General features: G+C 28.9%; 18 protein-coding genes, 10 tRNA genes and 3 rRNA genes. All 31 read left to right on the top strand.

Annotation, left to right across the window (positions count from 1 at the left end):
• Positions 1–111: ribosomal RNA gene (locus ACMX2D_RS03440) — 23S ribosomal RNA — on the top strand; the annotation flags it as partial.
• A gap of 77 nt (positions 112–188) precedes the next feature.
• Positions 189–304, top strand: a 5S ribosomal RNA gene (gene rrf / locus ACMX2D_RS03435).
• Positions 305–395: 91 nt separating this feature from the next.
• Positions 396–511 (top strand): 5S ribosomal RNA (gene rrf, locus ACMX2D_RS03430).
• Positions 512–586, top strand: a tRNA-Asn gene (locus ACMX2D_RS03425). It begins immediately after the preceding rRNA gene.
• Positions 587–591: 5 nt separating this feature from the next.
• Positions 592–680: transfer RNA gene (locus tag ACMX2D_RS03420), tRNA-Leu, on the top strand.
• A 6-nt stretch (positions 681–686) separates the two neighbouring features.
• A tRNA-Glu gene (locus tag ACMX2D_RS03415) sits at positions 687–761 on the top strand.
• A gap of 13 nt (positions 762–774) precedes the next feature.
• Positions 775–851: transfer RNA gene (locus tag ACMX2D_RS03410), tRNA-Met, on the top strand.
• A 22-nt stretch (positions 852–873) separates the two neighbouring features.
• Positions 874–949: transfer RNA gene (locus ACMX2D_RS03405), tRNA-Val, on the top strand.
• A gap of 5 nt (positions 950–954) precedes the next feature.
• Positions 955–1,031: transfer RNA gene (locus tag ACMX2D_RS03400), tRNA-Asp, on the top strand.
• An 8-nt stretch (positions 1,032–1,039) separates the two neighbouring features.
• Positions 1,040–1,115: transfer RNA gene (locus tag ACMX2D_RS03395), tRNA-Thr, on the top strand.
• 5 nt (positions 1,116–1,120) lie between these two features.
• A tRNA-Gly gene (locus ACMX2D_RS03390) sits at positions 1,121–1,195 on the top strand.
• A gap of 33 nt (positions 1,196–1,228) precedes the next feature.
• Positions 1,229–1,305, top strand: a tRNA-Arg gene (locus ACMX2D_RS03385).
• 358 nt (positions 1,306–1,663) lie between these two features.
• On the top strand, positions 1,664–2,401 hold the full coding sequence (locus ACMX2D_RS03380) for a gamma-glutamyl-gamma-aminobutyrate hydrolase family protein (RefSeq protein WP_414970558.1): 738 nt from the start codon (positions 1,664–1,666) through the stop codon (positions 2,399–2,401).
• A gap of 38 nt (positions 2,402–2,439) precedes the next feature.
• On the top strand, positions 2,440–3,825 hold the full coding sequence (locus ACMX2D_RS03375; protein ID WP_414970559.1) for an APC family permease: 1,386 nt from the start codon (positions 2,440–2,442) through the stop codon (positions 3,823–3,825).
• Positions 3,826–3,965: 140 nt separating this feature from the next.
• Complete coding sequence (locus tag ACMX2D_RS03370) at positions 3,966–4,745, top strand: hypothetical protein (protein WP_414972698.1); 780 nt, start codon at positions 3,966–3,968, stop codon at positions 4,743–4,745.
• The gene (locus tag ACMX2D_RS03365) at positions 4,720–5,511 is read left to right on the top strand and encodes a threonine/serine exporter family protein (RefSeq protein ID WP_255261724.1); all 792 of its coding nucleotides are present in this window, start codon (positions 4,720–4,722) and stop codon (positions 5,509–5,511) included. Before ACMX2D_RS03370 ends, ACMX2D_RS03365 begins: the two co-directional genes overlap by 26 nt.
• Before the next feature lie 8 nt (positions 5,512–5,519).
• A complete protein-coding gene (locus ACMX2D_RS03360; RefSeq protein ID WP_009448906.1) occupies positions 5,520–6,005 on the top strand; it encodes a threonine/serine exporter family protein in 486 nt (161 codons plus the stop codon).
• A 113-nt stretch (positions 6,006–6,118) separates the two neighbouring features.
• Positions 6,119–6,215 (top strand) — tRNA-Sec (locus ACMX2D_RS03355).
• A gap of 95 nt (positions 6,216–6,310) precedes the next feature.
• Positions 6,311–6,625 (top strand): YerC/YecD family TrpR-related protein, encoded by a 315-nt coding sequence (locus ACMX2D_RS03350; RefSeq protein WP_004833732.1) that lies wholly within the window; start codon positions 6,311–6,313, stop codon positions 6,623–6,625.
• 154 nt (positions 6,626–6,779) lie between these two features.
• Complete coding sequence (locus tag ACMX2D_RS03345) at positions 6,780–8,555, top strand: aminopeptidase P family protein (RefSeq protein WP_414972697.1); 1,776 nt, start codon at positions 6,780–6,782, stop codon at positions 8,553–8,555.
• Positions 8,540–10,402, top strand: coding sequence for an excinuclease ABC subunit UvrC (uvrC, locus tag ACMX2D_RS03340; RefSeq protein ID WP_414972696.1), 1,863 nt, complete (start codon positions 8,540–8,542; stop codon positions 10,400–10,402). The genes ACMX2D_RS03345 and uvrC overlap by 16 nt, the downstream gene beginning before the upstream one ends.
• 1 nt (position 10,403) lies before the next feature.
• On the top strand, positions 10,404–11,336 hold the full coding sequence (gene hprK / locus ACMX2D_RS03335; RefSeq protein ID WP_009448658.1) for an HPr(Ser) kinase/phosphatase: 933 nt from the start codon (positions 10,404–10,406) through the stop codon (positions 11,334–11,336).
• Between the two features lie 9 nt (positions 11,337–11,345).
• Positions 11,346–12,233, top strand: coding sequence for a UDP-N-acetylmuramate dehydrogenase (gene murB / locus ACMX2D_RS03330; protein ID WP_414972695.1), 888 nt, complete (start codon positions 11,346–11,348; stop codon positions 12,231–12,233).
• Between the two features lie 3 nt (positions 12,234–12,236).
• Positions 12,237–13,088 carry an RNase adapter RapZ gene (gene rapZ / locus ACMX2D_RS03325; RefSeq protein ID WP_414972694.1) on the top strand — a complete coding sequence of 284 codons (852 nt, stop codon included), beginning with the start codon at positions 12,237–12,239 and terminating at the stop codon, positions 13,086–13,088.
• Positions 13,082–14,053 (top strand): gluconeogenesis factor YvcK family protein, encoded by a 972-nt coding sequence (locus tag ACMX2D_RS03320; protein ID WP_414972693.1) that lies wholly within the window; start codon positions 13,082–13,084, stop codon positions 14,051–14,053. The genes rapZ and ACMX2D_RS03320 overlap by 7 nt, the downstream gene beginning before the upstream one ends.
• Before the next feature lie 179 nt (positions 14,054–14,232).
• Positions 14,233–15,372, top strand: a complete 1,140-nt coding sequence (gene dnaJ, locus ACMX2D_RS03315; RefSeq protein WP_414972692.1) for a molecular chaperone DnaJ — start codon at positions 14,233–14,235, stop codon at positions 15,370–15,372.
• Positions 15,372–16,310, top strand: coding sequence for a 50S ribosomal protein L11 methyltransferase (prmA, locus tag ACMX2D_RS03310; RefSeq protein WP_414972691.1), 939 nt, complete (start codon positions 15,372–15,374; stop codon positions 16,308–16,310). Before dnaJ ends, prmA begins: the two co-directional genes overlap by 1 nt.
• A complete protein-coding gene (locus ACMX2D_RS03305) occupies positions 16,303–17,031 on the top strand; it encodes an RsmE family RNA methyltransferase (protein WP_414972690.1) in 729 nt (242 codons plus the stop codon). Before prmA ends, ACMX2D_RS03305 begins: the two co-directional genes overlap by 8 nt.
• A 7-nt stretch (positions 17,032–17,038) precedes the next feature.
• The gene (mtaB, locus tag ACMX2D_RS03300) at positions 17,039–18,349 is read left to right on the top strand and encodes a tRNA (N(6)-L-threonylcarbamoyladenosine(37)-C(2))-methylthiotransferase MtaB (protein ID WP_414972689.1); all 1,311 of its coding nucleotides are present in this window, start codon (positions 17,039–17,041) and stop codon (positions 18,347–18,349) included.
• 17 nt (positions 18,350–18,366) lie between these two features.
• Positions 18,367–20,316, top strand: a complete 1,950-nt coding sequence (gene metG / locus ACMX2D_RS03295) for a methionine--tRNA ligase (RefSeq protein ID WP_414972687.1) — start codon at positions 18,367–18,369, stop codon at positions 20,314–20,316.
• Complete coding sequence (locus tag ACMX2D_RS03290) at positions 20,316–21,086, top strand: TatD family hydrolase (RefSeq protein WP_414972686.1); 771 nt, start codon at positions 20,316–20,318, stop codon at positions 21,084–21,086. Before metG ends, ACMX2D_RS03290 begins: the two co-directional genes overlap by 1 nt.
• Position 21,087 lies beyond the last annotated feature (1 nt).

Genomic DNA, 21,087 nt, shown 5'->3' with positions numbered 1-21,087 from the left:
GTTGCAGAAATGCAAGAGAGATTCGATACAGAAAATGTCGTAGATAGGTCAGAGGTGTAAAGGTGGCAACATCAAAGCTAACTGATACTAATAAATCGAAAGCTTGACCAGAAATATATACTCTTTAATTGAAAGGGTTTAAACAGAAATATATTGAAAAAGAAAAAGTAAACAAACAAATAAATAAGTATGGCTGTGATGGCTAGGAGGATACACCTGTTCCCATCTCGAACACAGAAGTTAAGCTCTTAAACGTCGAAGGTACTAGTACATCTCGTATTGGGAGAATAGAAAACAGCCAAACAAACCACTCGAAAGAATGGTTTTTTGTTTATTTAAAATGATTTTTTTATTGTGAAAGCTCGTAGAGATTAACACCATAAAAACAAAATAAGTATGGCTGTGATAGCTAAGAGGATACACCTGTTCCCATCTCGAACACAGAAGTTAAGTTCTTAAACGTCGAAGGTACTAGTACATCTCGTATTGGGAGAATAGAAAACAGCCAAACTCCTAGGTAGCTCAATGGTGGAGCACCCGGCTGTTAACCGGTAGGTTGTGGGTTCGAACCCCACCCTGGGAGCCAATTATGCCGGGGTGGCGGAACTGGCAGACGCACAGGACTTAAAATTCTGCGATGTTAACTCATCGTACCGGTTCGATTCCGGTCCTCGGCACCAGTTTAAGGCCCCATGGTCAAGCGGTTAAGACATCGCCCTTTCACGGCGGTAACCCGGGTTCGAATCCCGGTGGGGTCACCATTTAATTTTATGTGGCGGAGTAGCTCAGTTGGCTAGAGCATGCGGTTCATACCCGCAGTGTCAGGGGTTCAAATCCCTTCTCCGCTACCATTTTTTTATTGGGTTTAGATTTGGGCGCATAGCTCAGTTGGGAGAGCATCTGCCTTACAAGCAGGGGGTCATAGGTTCGAGCCCTATTGTGCCCACCAAATACGGCCTGGTAGTTCAGTTGGTTAGAATGCTAGCCTGTCACGCTAGAGGTCGTGGGTTCGAGTCCCATCCAGGTCGCCAATTATTATGCTGGTGTAGCTCAATTGGTAGAGCAACTGACTTGTAATCAGTAGGTTAGGGGTTCAAGTCCTCCCACCAGCTCCATATATGCGGGAGTGGCTCAGTGGTAGAGCATCGCCTTGCCAAGGCGAGGGTCGCGAGTTCGAATCTCGTCTTCCGCTCCAAGAACTCAGAATTTATTCTGAGTTTTCTATTATGTGCCATTAGCTCAGCTGGATAGAGCGTTTGGCTACGGACCAAAAGGCCAGGGGTTCGAATCCTCTATGGCACGCCAAATAGAGTAATTATATTTAAGTAATTACAAAATGTTAAAAAAAGAATCAAATTATTTGGTTCTTTTTTTATTGTGAAGAAATAATTTTCCATATTATTTTATTTTTTATATATTTTTTAAGTTCTTATACTAAAATGTGGGTATAATATATAAACTAACAATGATTATCTATTATTTGATATAGAATTTGCTTTTTTATTTTATTATATGTAATGCTATCATTAAATTCTACTTTAAGTCCTAGGTCTTTATATGATAAAATTTATACATATCAAATTATGAATTAATGTCATTTTATATTGAATTTTTTTAGCTTTAATGGTATAATTGTTAGGACATTATTTAAGGAGGCGATTTTATGAAACCAGTAATTGGTATTTCAGGAAGTATTTTAATTAGTAAAGGTAATACTTTTTCAGGTTATAGAAGATCATATGTAAATCAAGATTATGTTGAAGCTATATTAAGAGCCGGTGGTATTCCTTTTATAATTCCATTTAACGAAGATTTGGAAAGTATAAGAGAAATGGTTCAAAATGTTGATGGTATTATTTTATCCGGTGGACATGATATAGATCCATATAATTATGGAGAAGAACCACTACTAAAAATTGGCGAAGTATTTCCGGAAAGAGATGTTTTTGATATGGAGATCTATAAGACAGCTGTAAGTCTAAAGAAACCTGTTTTTGGTATCTGTAGAGGATATCAAATGATTAATGTTATAAATGGAGGAACTTTGTATCAAGATTTATCTTATGCAGACTTTGTTAAAATTAAGCATAATCAAGGGGATAATCCTGCTCAAGCTACTCATTTTGTAAAATTTGAAGAAGGAACTTTCTTAAGAAATATTTTAGGTGAAAAATATAAAGTAAATAGTTTCCATCATCAAATATTAAAAGATGTTGCTCCTGGATTTAAGGTTGTTGCAAAGAGTGATGATGGAGTGGTTGAATCTATTGAAAAAATTACAGAAGATTGTTTTGTAGTAGGAGTACAATGGCATCCGGAAATGTTGTCAGTAAAACATTTAGATTCTCAAAGAATTTTTGATGAATTTGTAAAAAATGTTGAAAAAAGAAAAAATAAATAGTTTTAATAATGTTAAAACTATGAAGGAGGAATTATTTAATGGATAAGAAAAAAATGGGATTTTGGTCAATAGTTCTTTTGACTATAAATTCAATAATTGGAACAGGTATATTTTTATCACCTGGTAGTGTTGCTAAATCAGCCGGTACTCAGGCTCCAATGATTTATTTAGTAGCTGCTGTTTTTACTTCTATGCTGGCTATTACTTTTGCTTCTGCTGCAAAATATGTTTCAAAAAGTGGAGCAGCTTATGCTTATTCTAAAGCAGCTTTTGGAAATACTATAGGACAATATGTAGGTGTTACAAGAGTTATTGCTGCAAGTATAGCTTGGGGAACAATGGGAACATTCGTTGTTAGAACTACTTTAAAAATATTTGGATTAGATTCTGCTAATTTAACTTATGTTACAATAGGTTTTTTAGTTTTAATGTCAATTCTATTATTAATTAATATTTTTGGTACTAAACTTTTAACATTAATTAGTGATATCTCTACAATAGGAAAAGTTTTAGCTTTAGTAGTTACTATTATAGCCGGTGTTGCAATTTTAATTTATACTGGAGAATCACATTTGTCTGAATTAAGTTTATTAAAAGCTAAAGATGGAACTCCTTTGATTAAAGAAATGACAACTACTACTTTTGTAACTGCTGTAATTGCTGCTTTCTATGCTTTTACAGGATTTGAATCAGTTGCAAGTGGTTCACAAGATATGGAAGAACCGGAAAAGAATTTACCAAAAGCAATTCCTTTAGCAATTGGTATTATTGCTGCTATTTACTTTGGAATAGTTTTAGTAGGTATGCATGTTAATCCGGTTGCTTTAGTTCAATCAAAAGAAGTTGTTGTTTTAGCTTCAATTTTCACTAATCCTATATTAGAAAAAGTTGTAGTTTTAGGAGCTTTAGTTTCAATGTTCGGTATAAATGTAGCTGCATCTTTCCATACACCACGTGTTTTAGAAGCTATGGCTAAAGAAAAACAAGTTCCTGAAATTTTTGCAAAGAGATTATCAAATGATTTACCATTACCTGCATTTTTATTTACAGCTATATTTGCAATAATTATTCCATTAAGTTTTAGATATGATTCAACAGGAATAGCAATTATAAGTTCAATTTCACGTTTTGTTCAATTTTTAATTGTGCCTTTAGCTGTTGTAATTTTCTACTTTGGAAAATCAAAGGAAACTGTTTTAGATACAAAGAAGAGTATGGTTACTGATGTTATTATTCCTTTAATAGCATTATTACTTTCTATTTTACTTCTTGTGAAATTTAATTGGAAAGGACAATTTTCAGTTAAGGATAGTACAGGTGAACTTGTAACAAATGTTAAAGCAATTATATCTATGGTAGTTGGTTATGTTGTTTTACCAATTATAATGTTTATTTATACTAAAACAAAAAAAGAAGTTAAGTAATTTATAGTTATAGAGTAAATTAACTAAATTCTTTTTAATTATTTAATAAAAAGCTTAAAATTTATAAAAATAGAGAAGAATTCATTCCTTCTCTATTTTTTATTAAAAGTTTATGGTAAAATATATCTAGAGGTGATTTTATGAAGAATAAATTTTTAAATATAAAATATATCATAGAAAGAGTTTTAATTGTATTTTTAATTACAGTTTTAAGTTTTAACTTTGTTTCTAAAAATTCTTTTGCAGATGATAATTTTGACAGGGCAAATAGGATTTATGATATGGACTATAGAAGCTTTTTTATAGGAAATATTGTTGAAGATTCAAATGGGAAATTTAAAGTTAAAGTTACTACAATATTTTTAGGAGAAAATCTTGATGAAATAGAAGTTCCAAAATTTAAAGAATATAGTTATAGTAGATTAGTTCCTGCAAAAGGAGATTATTTTGTTGGTATTTTAAAAAAAGATAATACTTTAGATTTAACATGGATTTTTAAAGCTACTTCCGGAAATTATGAGACTCTATTTTTAGCAAATGACAAAGATCCCCATAATGCTGAGGTTAAATTATTTCAAAATATGATAAATAAAGGAGAGTATGTTCCCAATCTTGATGAAATTGAAAAAAATAAAAGATTGGAAGCCAATAAATATACTAAGCCTAAAGATGATTTTAGTAAAAACTATGATGAATTGACAGAAGAAGAAAAAAAACAAAGAATAGAAGCAGTTAATGAAAAATCCGAAGAAGATCATAAGAAAAGAATGGAAGCTATTTCAGATTTTGTAAAAAATCCTGTTATGTTGATTGTTCCCGGTATTTTGTTTTTGTTGATTTTTTATGTTGTCCGTTCAAAAAGGAAATTTTTAAAAGAAATGGAAGAACGTATTAATGATGACTACAACGATGAAGATTAATTCTATAAATAACGATTATGAAGCAAAGAGATTATTAAATTTTAGTATTAAATTTTCTTACTATTTGCTTTACAATGGAGGAGAAGTTTATAGAGTGGAGGATAGTATAAATAGAATTTGTAAATCTTTTAAAAATATTAAGGCTGTAAATACTTTTGCTTTAAGTAATATGGTAATGATTTCTTTTGTGTATAATGGAACAAATTATACAAGTATGAGAAGATTAAATGATTCGGGAAAGAATTTAGAAAAAATAGCTTTATTAAATGATTTATCCAGAAATATTGTTTCAGGTAAAGTTGATATTGATGAAGCTTTTATAGAATTAAAAAATATTAAAAATAGGAGTTCTTACAGTAATGTAGCTACTGTTTTGTTAATTACTTTATCCGCTCCGTTTTTAGCATTTATTTTTGGTGGAACTTTAGGTGATTTTATTCCTGCATGTATTGCTATGCTTGTTGAGATGTCGTTTATAATTTATATTGAAAAATATAGATTGCCTTCATTTATAGCAACTTTTTTATCTGCAAGTGCAGTAGCTCTTTTTGTTATGACTATGTCAAGACTTGTTCATATAGAAAATTTATCAAGTATTATGATTGCATCAATTGTTCCGCTTTTTCCCGGAATACAGATAACTAATTCAATGAGAGATATTTTATCAGGAGATATTTTGTCCGGAATAATAGGTATAATGTCTGCAATATTTACAGCAGTTTCTATTGCAGTAGGGGTTGTTTTAGTTCTTAGACTTTTTGGATAGGTGGTTTTATGGATTTATTTTTAAATATTATTTGTGCTGTTGTTTCGAGTATTGCGTTTTCAATTTTTTTTATAGTTCCAAAAAAAGCAATAATTTATTGCACAATCACAGGAACTATTAGTTGGATTGTTTATTATTTTTGTAGTAAACATTTGGGTAATTCAGTCAGTAATTTAATTGCATCTGTAGTTGTTGGACTTTTTGCAGAGTATTTTTCTGTAAAATTGAAAATGCCCTCTACGGTATTTATGTATATTGGAATTGTAATGTTGGTTCCCGGATATAGAATGTATCATACTATGGAATATTTTGCAAAGAATCAGTATTTATTAGCTTTAGATAGTGGAATAAGCACTGTTGCACATGCAGGCTCTATAGCGATTGGGGTTTTGATTTCTGCAATATTTTCCAAATCTATCAAGAGAGTTAAATTTGATAGAGTTAGTAAAATTAACGAGATAACAGAAAAAATAGGAGAATTTTCAGAAAAATAAAAATTTTTATTTAATATACTATTTAGAATTCAAATCAACTTATTTATGAAAAATTTTTGTAAAAAGGTTGATTTTTTTAATTAAATAATGTATAATACTTAATGTTGTTTTATGGGAGTAGATGAGTTCTGGTGTGCTCTCTGGTCTTCAAAACCAGCATAAGGAGTTTGTAGCTTCTTAGGTGGGTTCGATTCCCACATATTCCCGCCAATTTTATTTTTATAAAATTTAATTTAGCACTTGACTATAATTATATAATGAAGTATAATTAAGTAAAGAAATAAATAAAAAAGTGGAGGTATGTTATGTCAAATTTAAAAAAATTACAATCAAAACAATTGGATGAGTTTTTTGAAGCAATATTAATGTTGAAAACTAAGGATGATTGTTATGCTTTCTTTGAAGACGTTTGTACTTTGCGTGAATTAAATTCTATTTCTCAAAGATTGGAAGTTGCTAAACTTTTAAAGATTAGAAAAACTTACAATGAAATAGAACTTGAAACAGGAGCATCAACAGCTACAATTAGTAGAGTAAATAGATCATTGCAATTCGGTGCAGAAGGTTATGAGTTAGTTCTTGATGCATTAATTGCTAAAGATTTAAAGGGTAAGAAGTAATTATATTTAGTTTTAATAGATACTATTTTAAAATAGTATCTATTTTTTTGCTTTTAAAAAGATTTTTATTATTGTTTTTAAAATTTATTGAAATATTAAATTTACAATGCTATAATATAATTGTTAAAATTAAATTTTTAAGGGGGTAATTATTATGATTAATGAAAGAATAAGTAAGTTGAGAAAAATGATGGCTAAAAGAAATATAGATGCCTATATTGTACCTAGCTCAGATCCTCATCAATCTGAATATTTAGCAGATTATTATAAAACTAGAGAGTTTATAACTGGTTTTACAGGTTCTGCAGGAACTGCTGTTATTACTAATAAAAAGTCAGGATTATGGACTGATGGAAGATATTTTATTCAAGCAGCAAAAGAATTGGCTGTAGGAGAAGTAGAACTTTATAAAATGGGTGTTCCTGAATCAATTTCTATTGAAGAATTTTTATTACAAGAATTTCCAAATAGAGGAAGAATTGCTTTTGACGGTAATAATACTTCTGTTGCAGAATATGAAAATTTAATAAAAAAATTACCTAATTTTGAATTTATAACTGATGTTGATTATGTTGGAGAAATTTGGAATGAAGAAGGACGTCCTGCAAAACCTGATAGTAAAGTTTATATTTTTGATGAAAAATATTCAGGAGAATCAACTTCAGATAGAATAGCAAGACTTAGAGAAATGATGAAGTCAAGAGGAATAGATTATCATTTTATAGGATCACTTGATGATATTGCTTATCTTTTGAATATTAGAGCAAATGATGTTCAATGCAATCCTGTTGTAATTTCATATTTATTGGTTTCTGAAAATTCATGTAATTTATATATTGATAAATCTAAATTATCAGAAGAAGTTGCAAACTACTTAAAAGAAAATAATGTTTCAATTAAGGCTTACGAAGTTATAGCAAGAGATATTTCCGATATTGAAGTAAAGAAAACTTTATATTTAGAAAACAGAAAGACAAATGTTGCAGTTTATTCATCAATAGTTAGAGGAGTAAATGTTGTTTCAGGATTAAATCTTACTTCAATAATGAAATGTCATAAAAATGAAGTTGAAATAAAAAATACTAAAAATGCATTTATCAAGGATGGTGTTGCATTGGTTAGATACTTAAATTGGTTGGAAACAGGAGTTTCAACGGGAACAATAACAGAAATGATTGCTTCTGAAAAATTATTGGAATTCAGAAAACAACAAGATTTATTTATTGAAGACAGCTTTGAGTCAATTTCCGCTTATGGTGCAAATGCTTCAATGCCACATTATAAACCAAGTCACGAACATCCTGTAAAGGTTGAACCAAGAGGATTATATTTAATAGACAGTGGTGGTCACTATTTAGACGGAACAACAGATATTACTAGAACTGTTGCGCTTGGAGAATTAAAACCGGAAGAAATTTATCACTATACTTTGGTTTTAAAGGCACATATTGCTTTAATGGAAGCTAAGTTCTTAGAAGGAACAAATGGTGGATATTTAGATGCTTTTACCAGATATAATCTATGGAAACAAAGAATTAACTTCAATCATGGAACAGGACATGGTGTTGGTCATGTACTAAATGTTCATGAAGGACCTCAAAGAATAGGTACTGCCGGAAATGAATATCCAATGGAAGTTGGAATGGTAACTTCTGACGAACCGGGCATCTACATTAGCGGTAGCCATGGAATTAGAATTGAAAGTATAATGGTTTGTGTTAAAGATGAAATGACTGAATTTGGTCAATTCTTAAAATTTGACAATTTAACAGTTGTACCTATTGATACAAGACCTGTTGATAAATCATTAATGAGTGAAGAAGAAATTACTTGGTTAAATGATTATAATAAGATGTGTTATGAAAAATTATCTCCATATTTAAGTGGACATGATTTAGAATACTTAAGAGAACAATGCAAGGAAATTTAAGAGAATTTGATATAAATTATGAATTAAAAAAACTACCCGATTTACCGGGAGTTTATATAATGTATGATAAGGATGATAATGTTATCTATGTTGGAAAGTCCGTTTCTTTAAAGAATAGAGTTAGGTCATATTTTACTACAAATCACAAATACAAAAAAGTTCAATCTATGGTAGAACATATTCACAGATTTGAATATATTATTGTAAATAATGAAACTGAAAGTTTAGTTTTAGAAGCAAATCTGATTAAGAAAAATAGACCTAAGTATAATATAAATTTAAAGGACGACAAACAGTATCCTTATATAAAAATTACAAATGAAAAATTTCCTAAAATTTTAAAAGTTAGAGATGTTAAGGAAGATAAGGCTCAATATTTTGGGCCTTTTCCTACAATTTCAGACTTAGAAAAATTGATGGAATTATCAATATTGATTTACAATATAAGAGATTGTAAGTTGAACTTTGATAAAGGAAAGTTTTTACAAAGACCTTGTATGAGTTATTATTTGGGAAGATGCTCAGCACCATGTACTCAAAATATAGATAGAGAAAATTATAATAATGATGTTAAAAGAGTTATTAAGTTTCTTTCAGGAGATACAACTGAGATAAAAGAAATTTTACTAAATAGAATGAAACAGTCATCAGCTAAAGAAGAATATGAACTTGCGATGAAATATAGAGATTTCTTAAATGAAATTGATTATTTATTTACTAAGCAGATTTTTAATATCAAGAAATTTAAGGAATATCATTTGATTTCTTATGCTTATGCTGAGAATATTTTGGTTGTTGCAATTTTTATTGTAAATGATGGACTTGTAGTTGATAGAAAACATTTTATAGTTGAAAATATTTTGGACTTGGAGTTTGATGAGCTGTTTTCAAATGTTATAAGACAATTTTACATAATTCATCATAATAAGGTTAAGGAAATTTATATTGACTATTCAGAGGAAAAATTTCTAAATGAAATTTCATTATTTTTATCAAATATTTTCTCTGAAAATACAATTTCTGTAAAAAATCCAAAAAAAGGTGTAAAATTTGATCAAATGAAGATTTTGCAAAAAAATGCAAATGAAATTTTAATAAAACATATTTTTGACAGTAAAAATATCAATATAAAATATTTAGAAGCTATTAATTATCTTAAAAATATTTTAGAAATTGACAATTTAAATAGAATTGAATGTTATGATATTTCAAATATTTCTGGAGATTTTAATGTCGGAAGTATGGTAGTCTATAAAAATGGTTTTAAGAGTTCTAAAGATTATAGAAAATTTAAGATAAAGACAGTTATAGGGCAAGATGACTACTCAAGTCATAGAGAAATGCTAACAAGAAGATTTAACAGATTTTTAGATGAAAAAATAAATTCCGTTGGAATCAGTTTTTCTGAAATGCCTGATTTAATTTTAATGGACGGTGGAAAGGGACATGTAAATGTAGCAAAGGAAGTTCTTTTGGAGAAAAATTTAGATGTTCCGGTTATAGGACTTGTTAAAAATGACAAACATAGGACTAAAGGAATAATTTTTGAAGATAATTATATCGAGTTGGATATAAATACTAATATATATAGGTTTTTATTTGACATTCAAGAAGAGGTTCATAGATTTGCTATAAACTATCATAGAAGTTTACAGAATAAAAAATTACAAAATTCTGTTCTTGATGAGATAAAGGGAGTCGGAGAAGTGAAAAAGATTAAACTATTATCCCATTTTGGAAGCATTTCTGCAATAAAAAAGGCAAGTATAGAAGAGCTTCTTATGGTTGATAAAATGGATAATAAAACTGCTAAAAATATTTTTGAATTTTTTAATAATGAGGGATAATATGAAAAAAAGTGTTCTATTAAAAGATCTGGTTGAAAAACTTGGGATAGAGATTGTTTATAAGAGTGATGATTACGATAAGATAGAAATTGATTTTAATGAAGTTAACAGACCCGGTCTTCAGTTATGTGGCTTTTTTGATAATTTCGCATATAAAAGAATTCAAATAATCGGTCAGCCGGAGCATGAATATTATAATAAATATTTACCATTTGACGAAAGAAGAAATATTTTTGATAAAATTTTTTCTTATTCAATTCCTGCTTTGATTTACAGTTATGGAATTAGCATACCTTATGAAGTTTATTCTTTGGCAAAAAAACATAATAGAACGCTTTTAAGAGTAGATTATGGAACTACAAAGTTGATCTCTAATATGAATGTTTTTTTGGAATTTGCTTTAAGTGAGGAAATTAGAATTCACGGCGGATTACTTGAAGTATTCGGTATGGGAATTTTAATAATTGGAAAGAGCAGTATAGGAAAGAGTGAAACAGCTTTGGAACTTATTTCTAATGGACATAGATTGGTCGCGGATGATGCTGTCGATATAATAAAAATAGACAATAAGCTCTATGGAGAATCTCCTGAAAACATTCGACATTTCCTGGAGATAAGAGGGCTTGGAATTTTAGATATTGAAAGATTATATGGTTCTGGAGCAATAAAGAGATCTACTGAAATTGATTTTGTAATTGAACTTGAGAATTGGGTAGAAGATAAGGAATATGACAGATTAGGTCTTGATGATAATTTTAAAAATATATTGGGAATTGAACTTCCATATATTGTAATTCCGGTAAAACCGGGTAGAAATATAGCTTTAATTGTTGAGGTTGCAGCAAGAAATATGCGTCAAAAGATGTATGGATATAATGCTGCAGAGGAATTGAATAGACGAATAATGGAAGAGATAAAAAATAAATCAAAATAGGTGGTAAAAATGTTATTTAGTAAATTAAATTGTGTTGTAAGATATGAAGAACCTTTAAAAAATCATACAACATTTAAAATAGGCGGTAATTGTATAGCTTTAATTGAGCCTAGAGAAGTTTCCGATATTATTGAAGCTATAAAAATATGTAGAGAAAATAATATTAAATTCTTTGTAATTGGAAATGGATCAAATTTACTTGTTCCGGACGAAGGTTATAATGGAGTTATAATAAAATTAAAGAGTGAATTTTCAATGATTAAAGTTGAAGGGGAATCTTTAATAGTTAAATCGGGAGCAAAATTATCCGAAGTTTATCCGGTGGCTTATGAAAATTCTTTAACAGGTTTTGAATTTGCTTCAGGAATTCCGGGAACAATAGGTGGAGCAATCTATATGAATGCAGGAGCCTATGGCGGTGAAATGAAAGATATCGTTAAATCTGTTGAAGTTTTGGATTTAGATAATTTTGAATTGAAAGAATTAAAGAACGAAGATTTAGATTTTTCTTACAGAAAAAGTATAATTCAAAGAAAAAATTATATCGTTACAAGCATAAAATTAAAATTAAAAAAGGGAAATAAAGAAGAAATAAATGCTGTCTATGAAGATTTAAGAGATAGACGAAATTCAAAACAACCTTTGAATTTTGGTTCTGCGGGAAGTACATTCAAAAGGCCTGAAGGACATTTTGCATCTAAACTAATTGAAGATGCCGGTCTTAAAGGCTATCATATAAATGATGCTTGGGTTTCAGAAAAACATTCAGGTTTTATAGTTAATAAAGGAAATGCGAGTTTTAAAGAGGTCATGGAACTTATAGAGTATGTTCAAAAAGTTGTTTTTGAAAAATTCGGTGTTAAATTGGAAATGGAAGTAAGAATTTTAAAGGATTAGGTTATGGAAGCAGTTATAATTACAGGAATGAGTGGAGCAGGAAAGACATTGGCATTAAACCATTTTGAAGATATGGGTTATTATTGTATGGAAAATCTTCCTCCAAAATTTATTGTAGATTTTGTTGAATTAATTAATAATTCTACAAAGTCTATAGAAAAGTTAGCGATAGTTATTGATGTTAGAGCAAGATTTTTTGAAGACTTATCAGAAACAATTCAAAATTTGAAAAAAATGGATTGTGAATTAAAAGTTTTATTTTTAGATGCAAGTAATAGAACTTTAATAAATAGATATAAGGAATTAAGACGTCCTCATCCGGTAAATCCAAATGGAGCCTTGTCAGATTCTATAGAATTGGAAAGAGAAATGCTCAGTGAGATAAAGGATAATTCTGATATTATCATCGACACTACAAGACTTTCTGCAAGTAGCTTTAAAAATAAATTAAATACATTATTTTTTAATGGGAATAAAAAAGATTTGGTTATAAATATAGAGTCCTTCGGATTTAAAAATGGTATTTTAGTTGAAGCTGATTTGGTTTTTGATGTTAGATTTTTACCTAATCCATACTATATTGAAGAACTAAAAGAACTTAACGGAAAAGATGATGAAATCCAAAATTATGTTATGGATTTTGATGACTCAAAGATATTTTTAAATAAGGTTGTTGATTTATTGGAGTTCTTAATACCTAAATATAGAGCTGAAGGAAAAAATATGTTGACTATCGGAGTTGGCTGTACCGGTGGAAAGCATCGTTCTGTTTGTTTGGCTGAAAAAATTTATTCAGAACTTAAAAAAGAACATTCTAATGTTAATATTTCTCACAGGGATGAAAGACTATGGTAGATGATACTAGAATTGTAACCATAGGAGGAGGAACTGGAAGTTCTACTATTCTTAAAGGTTTGAAAAAGTATTTTAAAGATATTACTGCAATTGTAACCGTCGCTGATGACGGTGGAAGTTCCGGAATGCTTAGAGATGATTTAGGTGTTATTCCACCGGGAGATATCAGAGCTTGTTTGATTTCTCTTGCAAATACTGAAAAATCAATGGAAAGATTGATGAAATATAGATTTAAAGAGGGAAAGCTAAAGGGACAAAGTTTTGGTAATTTATTCTTAGTTGCAATGGCTGATATATATAAGGATTTTATTCTTGGAATACAAGAAACTTCAAATATTTTAGCAATAACCGGTAAAGTTTTACCTGTTACTTTGGATAATATAAAATTATTTGCAGAACTTGAAAACGGAGAAATAATTGAGGGTGAAAGTAATATAACAGCTTTAAATTTGGAAGATGAAAATAGCAGCAGAATAAATAGAGTTTTCATTTCTCCAAAATATGCTAAACCACTTAATGAAGTTGTACACGAAATTTATAATTCAGATGTAATTTTAATAGGTCCCGGAAGTTTATACACTTCTGTAATTCCTAATTTGTTAATTTCTGAAATAAGTGAAGCATTAACTAATACAAAGGCAAAAATTTGCTTTATTTTAAATGTTGTTAATCAATCAACAGAAACCTTCGATTATAAGGTTACTGATCATTTAAACGCAATTTATAAGCATTGTGAAGGAATTAAAATTGATACAATTGTTGTAAATAATGAAATAATTCCAGAAGATGTAGATATAAAATATAAAAGAAAAAGTGCAAGTCAACTGTTATTAAGTGATGAAGAGAGAGAATATTTAAAAAGATTAAAAATAAGAGTTTTAGAGGATAGTTTAATTAGTAAATCTTCAGGATACTCAAGACATAATGAAGATAAACTTGCAAGATTAATTTTAGAAAATTTTTAATAATAATTTAATTTATAATATTTAAAATTCATTAATTTTAGATTGGGTTTTTCCCAATCTTTTTTTGTTTTTATTTTAGTTAAATTGTTTAAATTTCAATTAAAATACTGGAAAGAAAGTTCATTTTATGGTAAAATAATATATTGAGTTATTATAAATTAATTATTTTAGGAGAGAGTATGAGAGATTTATATGAAATTTTAGGGGTTGAAAAAAATTGTAGTAAAGCAGAGTTAAAATCTGCATATAGAAAACTTGCAAAAAAATATCATCCGGATGTTAATCCTGGTAATAAAGAAGCAGAAGAAAATTTTAAAGAAGTAAATTTCGCTTATGAAATTTTAAGTGATGATAATAGAAGACAAAAATATGATACTTATGGCGAAGCAAGCTTTAATGCAAATGCAGCAGGAGGTGGAGGCTTTGGAGGCTTCTCTGATATGGAAGATATTTTTGAAAGTATTTTTGGAAATTTTGGAGGCTTCGGTGGATTTGGAGGCTTCGGATCTTCTGCAAGAAATTCAAATCGACCAAGAAAAGGAGAAGATATTGAATTTTATTTGGATTTAGATTTCTTTGAAGCAGTAAATGGTGTAGAAAAAGAATTTTTTGTAAATGTAAAAACTGTTTGTAATAGCTGTTCAGGTAGTGGAGCTAAACCTGGAACTAAAAAAGTTACTTGTAAAAAATGTAATGGACGTGGAAGTATTAGAGTTCAAAGGCAAAGTTTTTTTGGAACAGTAGTTTCTGAAGAATTATGTAATGAATGTAATGGTACAGGAGAAATTGTTGAAGAAAAATGCGAAAAATGTAAGGGTAAAAAGTATGTTTTAGTCAGAAAGAAATTTACTGTTAAAGCTCCAAAGGGTGTAAATACAAATAATATAATGACTTTAAAAGGACAAGGTAATTGTGGCGAAAATGGTGGTCCTAATGGAGATGTTTATGTTATTTTTAAGGTAAAATCTCACGAATTATTTGTTAGAAATGGAAATAATGTTTTCTATGAATTACCGATTTCTTTTACAGAGGCAACTTTAGGGGCAGAAGTAGAAATACCAACTCTAGAGGGAAAAGAAAAATATACTATTCCGGAGGGAACAGAGACCGGCACTGAATTTACTTTGAAAGATAGGGGAATTTCTGATGTAAATGGATATGGAAAGGGAAATTTAACTTTTAGAGTTAAAATCATTACACCGAAAAATTTAACAGATAGACAAAAGGAAATTTTAAGAGAATTTTCTAATGAGAGAGAAGAACATTTGACAGAGCATAAGAAAAACTTTTTTGAAAAGGTAAAGGAGCTATTTGAATAATGGATTGGACTGAAATTGAGGTTGTAGTAAAAAATAAATTTGAAGACAATATAGTTGGAATACTTTATTTATTTGATATTGATGGAATAAATATAAAAGATTCAAGAGATTATGAAGAGTTTGCAAAAGAAAAGCCTTATTGGGTAGTTTTAGATGAGGAAGATTTTGAAAAAAGTGATTTTATCACTGTTAAGACTTATTTAAAAAATGATGATGAAATTGAAGAAAATCTAAAGATTTTACAAGAGAGAATTTCAGAATTTGAAAGAGAATACAACGAAAAAGTCATTTTGAAAATAGACTCTAAAATAAAAACTGAAGATTGGGCAAATGAGTGGAAAAAGTACTATAAACCTACAAAAGTTGGCAAGAATTTCATTATAAAGCCAACTTGGGAAGATTATAATTTATCTGAAAATGAAGCTATGATTGAATTAGATCCGGGAATGGCTTTTGGAACTGGAACTCATGAAACTACAGCTTTATGTTTAGAAGCTCTTGAAAAGATAGATTTAAAAGATAAAATAGTTTTTGATATAGGCTCCGGAAGTGGAATTTTATCTGTTGGAGCTTTGAAACTTGGAGCAAAAAAGGTAGAAGCTGTTGACATTGATATTTTAGGTGTTGAGGCAACTTTAGAAAATGCTAAACTAAATAAAGTTGAGGATAGAATTGTAGTTCATCATGGAGATTTGTGTGAAAAATTAAATTCAAAAGCGGATGTAATAGTTGCTAATATTCTTGCACATATTTTAGTAAAATTATTAGATGATATAAGTAAATTTATAAAAACTGAAGGAATTTTCATTGGTTCAGGAATAATTGAAGAAAAGTATTCCGATGTTGAAAATGCCTTGTTAAAAAATAATTTTGAAATTTTGGAAGTAAACAAAAACAAAGATTGGGTTTGTGTTATTGCAAGGAGAAAAAATGCATAGATTTTTTACTGATGAGCCTATATTGGATGGTAAAGTTAAAATATATGGAGATGACTATAATCATATAAAGAAAGTTCTTAGAATTACAGAGGATGAAAAAATTGAGGTAGTAGTTTTAGGAGAGCTTTATATTGGGAATATAGAGATTTGTGATAAGTATATTTCTGTATATAATTTGGAAAAAATTTCAGAAAATACTGAATCAAAAGTTAAAATTCATCTATTGCAATGTTTAGCAAAGAGTGAAAAAATGGATTTAATAGTTCAAAAAGCGGTTGAACTTGGAGTTTATGATATAACTTTGGTAAATTCTAAAAGATGTATCGTAAAAATTGATGAGAAAAAAGAGAATAAAAAAATTGAAAGATTGCAAAAAATTTCTTATGAGGCATCAAAGCAATCAAAGAGATTAATTGTTCCTAAAATTAATGAATTAATTCAATTTAAGAATATTATAAATTTTGTAGGAGATAATTACTTACTTGTAGCTTATGAAGAGGATAAAAATATTTCTTTAAGGGATGTAATTATGAAAATAAAATCAGAAAATTCCGGTAAAGATATATTTATTTTAATTGGCTCAGAGGGCGGTTTTGAAAGAGAAGAAATTGAATTTTTAACAAATAATGGAGCTTTCAGTATTGGACTTGGAGCTAGGATTTTAAGAACGGAAACTGCAGGCATAAATTTACTTTCAATTTTACAATATGAATTTATGTAGGAGGTTTATGAATAAAGTTAGTTTTTTAACTCTAGGTTGCAAAGTTAATCAGTATGAAACTGAGGCTATGCAGGAGTTATTTAAGAAACGAGGGTATGAGATTTGTAATGAGGATGATATATCCGATGTCTATGTTATAAATACCTGTACCGTTACAAATTTGAGTGATAGGAAATCAAGACAATTTATTTCCAGAGCAAAAAAATTAAATAAAAATGCTATTTTAGCCGTTGTAGGTTGTTATTCACAGGTTGCTCCTGATGAAATTTCTGGGATTGAGGATGTAGATGTAATAATCGGAACTAAAAATAGAGCTAAAATAGTCGATTTATGTGAAGAATCAAAGAAGTCAAATTTAAAGTTTAATATCGTTTCAGAACTTACAAAGGACTGTGGTTTTGATGTATTGTCAATAGAAAATCAAGAGAGCAAAACAAGAGCATATATAAAAATTCAAGAGGGTTGTAATATGTTTTGTACATACTGTATAATTCCTTATGCAAGAGGACCTATCAAGTCAAGACTAATTGATGATATATATGAAGAAGCTGTGAAGCTTGCAAATAATGGATATAAGGAAGTTATTATTACAGGAATTCACGTCGGTTCTTACGGACTTGATTTAGGAAATGATACTAGACTTATTGATGTTATAGAAAAATTATCTACAATAGAAAATCTTGACAGAATAAGACTTAGCTCCATAGAAGCAGGAATTATTTCTAAAGATTTTTTAATTAGATTAAAGAATTGTAAAAAAGTTTGTGAGCATTTTCATCTGTCTTTACAAAGCGGTTGTGATAAAATTTTAAAACTTATGAATAGAAGATATACAACTGATATGTATAGAAAAAAAGTTTTAATGATTAAGGAAATTTTTCCGAATGTTGCATTAACAACTGATATAATTGTAGGATTTCCCGGAGAAAATGATGATGATTTTCAAGAGACATTAAATTTTGTAAAAGAAATAGGATTTTCTAAAATTCATGTTTTTAAATATTCAAAGAGAAAAGGAACTCCTGCTTATGATTTTAAAGATCAGGTTGATGGAAATGTGAAGAAATTTAGAAGTAATGAATTAATCCTATTATCAAAGGAAATGACGACAGAATTTTTGAAAAAAGAACTTTCAGAAAAACATGAAGTTTTATTTGAAGAAAATATTAATGGAAATAAACTTGTAGGTTATACAAGAAATTATATAAGATTTTCTGCTCCATTTAACGAAAACATGAAAAATAAAGTTGTTTATTGCAATGGCATTTCTATTGAAGGAGAAGAAATTTTCGGATTAGCAAGTAAAATAAAGATTTAAAATTTAGGAGGCTTATTTTGGAAAAGAAAAACTTTTATTTGACAACACCGATTTATTATCCAAATAGTAATTTACATTTGGGTCATACTTATACAACAATTGTTGCAGATGTTTTAAAGAAATATAAACAAGCTCAAGGTTTTGATGTATTTTTTACAACAGGAACTGATGAACATGGTCAAAAATTACAAGAATCTGCTATTAAGGCAGGAAAAAAACCTTTAGAGTATATTGATCCGATAGTTGAAAGTGCAAAGGAACTTTGGAAAACTTTAGATATTGATTTTGATGCTTTTGTTAGAAGTACAGATAAAATTCACGAAAAAAATGTTAGTGAAATTTTTACAAAACTTTATGAAAAAGGAGAAATTTATAAAGGAAGTTATAAGGGAATGTACTGTGTTCCTTGTGAAGCCTTTTGGACTGAAAGCCAACTTGTTGAAGGAAATAAATGCCCTGACTGTGGTAGAGAAGTTTCTCCAAGTGAAGAAGAAACATATTTCTTTAGACTTTCTAAATATCAAGATAGACTTTTAAAATTATATGAAGAAAATCCTGATTTCATTCAACCGGAATCAAGAAAAAATGAGATGATAAGTTTCATTAATGAAGGGTTAACTGATTTATCCGTTACACGTTCAAGTTTTGATTGGGGTGTTAAAGTTCCCTTTGATGAAAAGCATGTTGTTTACGTTTGGATAGATGCCTTAAGTTGTTATTTAACTGGTATTGGTTATGGAACAGATGAAGAAAAGTTCAATAAATTTTGGCCTTGTGATGTTCATTTAATTGGTAAGGAAATCATGCGTTTCCATGCAATTATTTGGCCTGCAATTTTAATGGCATTAGATTTACCTCTTCCAAAGAAAATTTTTGGACATGGTTGGATTTTATTTGACGATGATAAGATGAGTAAAAGTAAAGGGAATATTGTTTATGCTGAACCGATTATAGAAAGATATGGAATGGACGCATTAAGATATTTTATGCTAAGAGAATTTACTTTTGGACAAGACGGTAATTTTACTTATACAAAAATGTTAAATAGAATTAATTCAGACCTTGTAAATGATTTAGGTAATTTAGTTTCAAGATCTGTAGCAATGTGTGAAAAATATTTTGGTGGTATTGTTCCTTCTCAGACAGAATTAACAGAACTTGATAATGATTTAATCGAAATTGCTATAACTACAAGAGATAGAGTTGCAGAGTTGATGGATAAACTTAATTTCTCAATGGCTCTTGAAGAAATATGGAAATTAGTAAGAAGAACAAATAAATATATTGATGAAACAACTCCTTGGACTTTGATTAAAGAACAAAAAGAAGAAAGACTTAAAACTGTAATTTATAATTTACTTGAAAGTATTAGAATTATTTCAGGATTAATTAAGCCTTTTATGAAAGAAACTTCATCTAAAATAAATGAACAAATAGGTTATTCTAATTATTCTTATGAAGACTTAACTAAATTTGGATTACTTAAGGTTGGAACAAAAGTTTGTAAAGGTAAAAATTTATTTGACAGACTTGATGTTGATAAAGAATTAGATATAATTATTCAAAAGAATTCTGAATTAATTGAATTTAGAAAAAAGAAAAATTCAGGAGCTGATGAAGTGAAAGAAACTGTTGAAGAAAATGAACTTATAACAATTGATGACTTTGCAAAAGTTGAACTTAAAGTAGGAAAAATTTTAGAATGCGAGCCTCATCCAAAGGCTGATAGACTTTTAGTTTCTAAGATAGATATTGGTGATGAGGTAAGAACTATTGTTTCTGGAATAAGAAAGTTCTACAACGAAAAAGATCTTATAGGGAAAAAAGTTATTGTTGTTACAAATTTAAAACCGGTTAATTTAAGAGGAGTTGAAAGTAATGGAATGATACTTGCTGCTTCTGATGATGAAAATTTAAGCGTATTAACTGTTTTAAATGATGTTAAAGAAGGATCAAAGGTATCATAATGAGAATAGTAGATAGTCATTGTCATATTGATGACGAAAAATTTGATTTTGATAGAGATACTATTATTTCTAATTTTGAAGAGGATGGAATCGACTTTATAGTCGATCCTGCTTCTGATATTGCATCAAGTGAAAAAATCATTGAAATTGTAAAAAAATATGATAAAGTATATGGAGCAGTAGGAATTCATCCTCATGAAGTTGAAGATGTAACTGATGAAGATTTGGAAAAAGTTTATGAAATGTCTTTTAATGATAAAATAGTTGCTATTGGAGAGATTGGTCTTGATTACTATTATGACAATTCCCCAAGAGAAAAACAAAAAGAAATCTTTAGAAAACAGCTAGAAATTGCTGAGAAAAGAAATCTTCCTGTTATAATTCATACAAGGGATGCAATGGGAGATACTTATGACATTCTATCTGAATTTAAAGGCAAAGTCATAGGTGTAATGCATTGCTATACAGGTTCAAGCGAGATGGCAAAAAGATTTATGGAGCTCGGTTATTATATTTCAATTTCAGGGGCTGTAACTTTTAAAAATGCAGTTAATGTTAGAGATATGGTAAAAACTATTCCACTTGATAATTTACTTGTGGAAACTGACAGTCCATATTTAACTCCTGAACCAAATCGTGGAAAGAGAAATGAGCCGAAATTTGTAAGATTCACTGCTGAAAAAGTTGCTGAACTTAAAGAAATGGAATTAAATGATTTAATTTATAATACTAATAGCAATGTTAGAAATCTTTTTTCAATAGAGGATTAAA

Source organism: Parvimonas oralis (assembly GCF_047608425.1).
In the GTDB taxonomy this organism is placed as follows: Bacteria; Bacillota; Clostridia; order Tissierellales; family Peptoniphilaceae; genus Parvimonas.
This window is presented reverse-complemented; position numbering and strand designations above follow the sequence as displayed.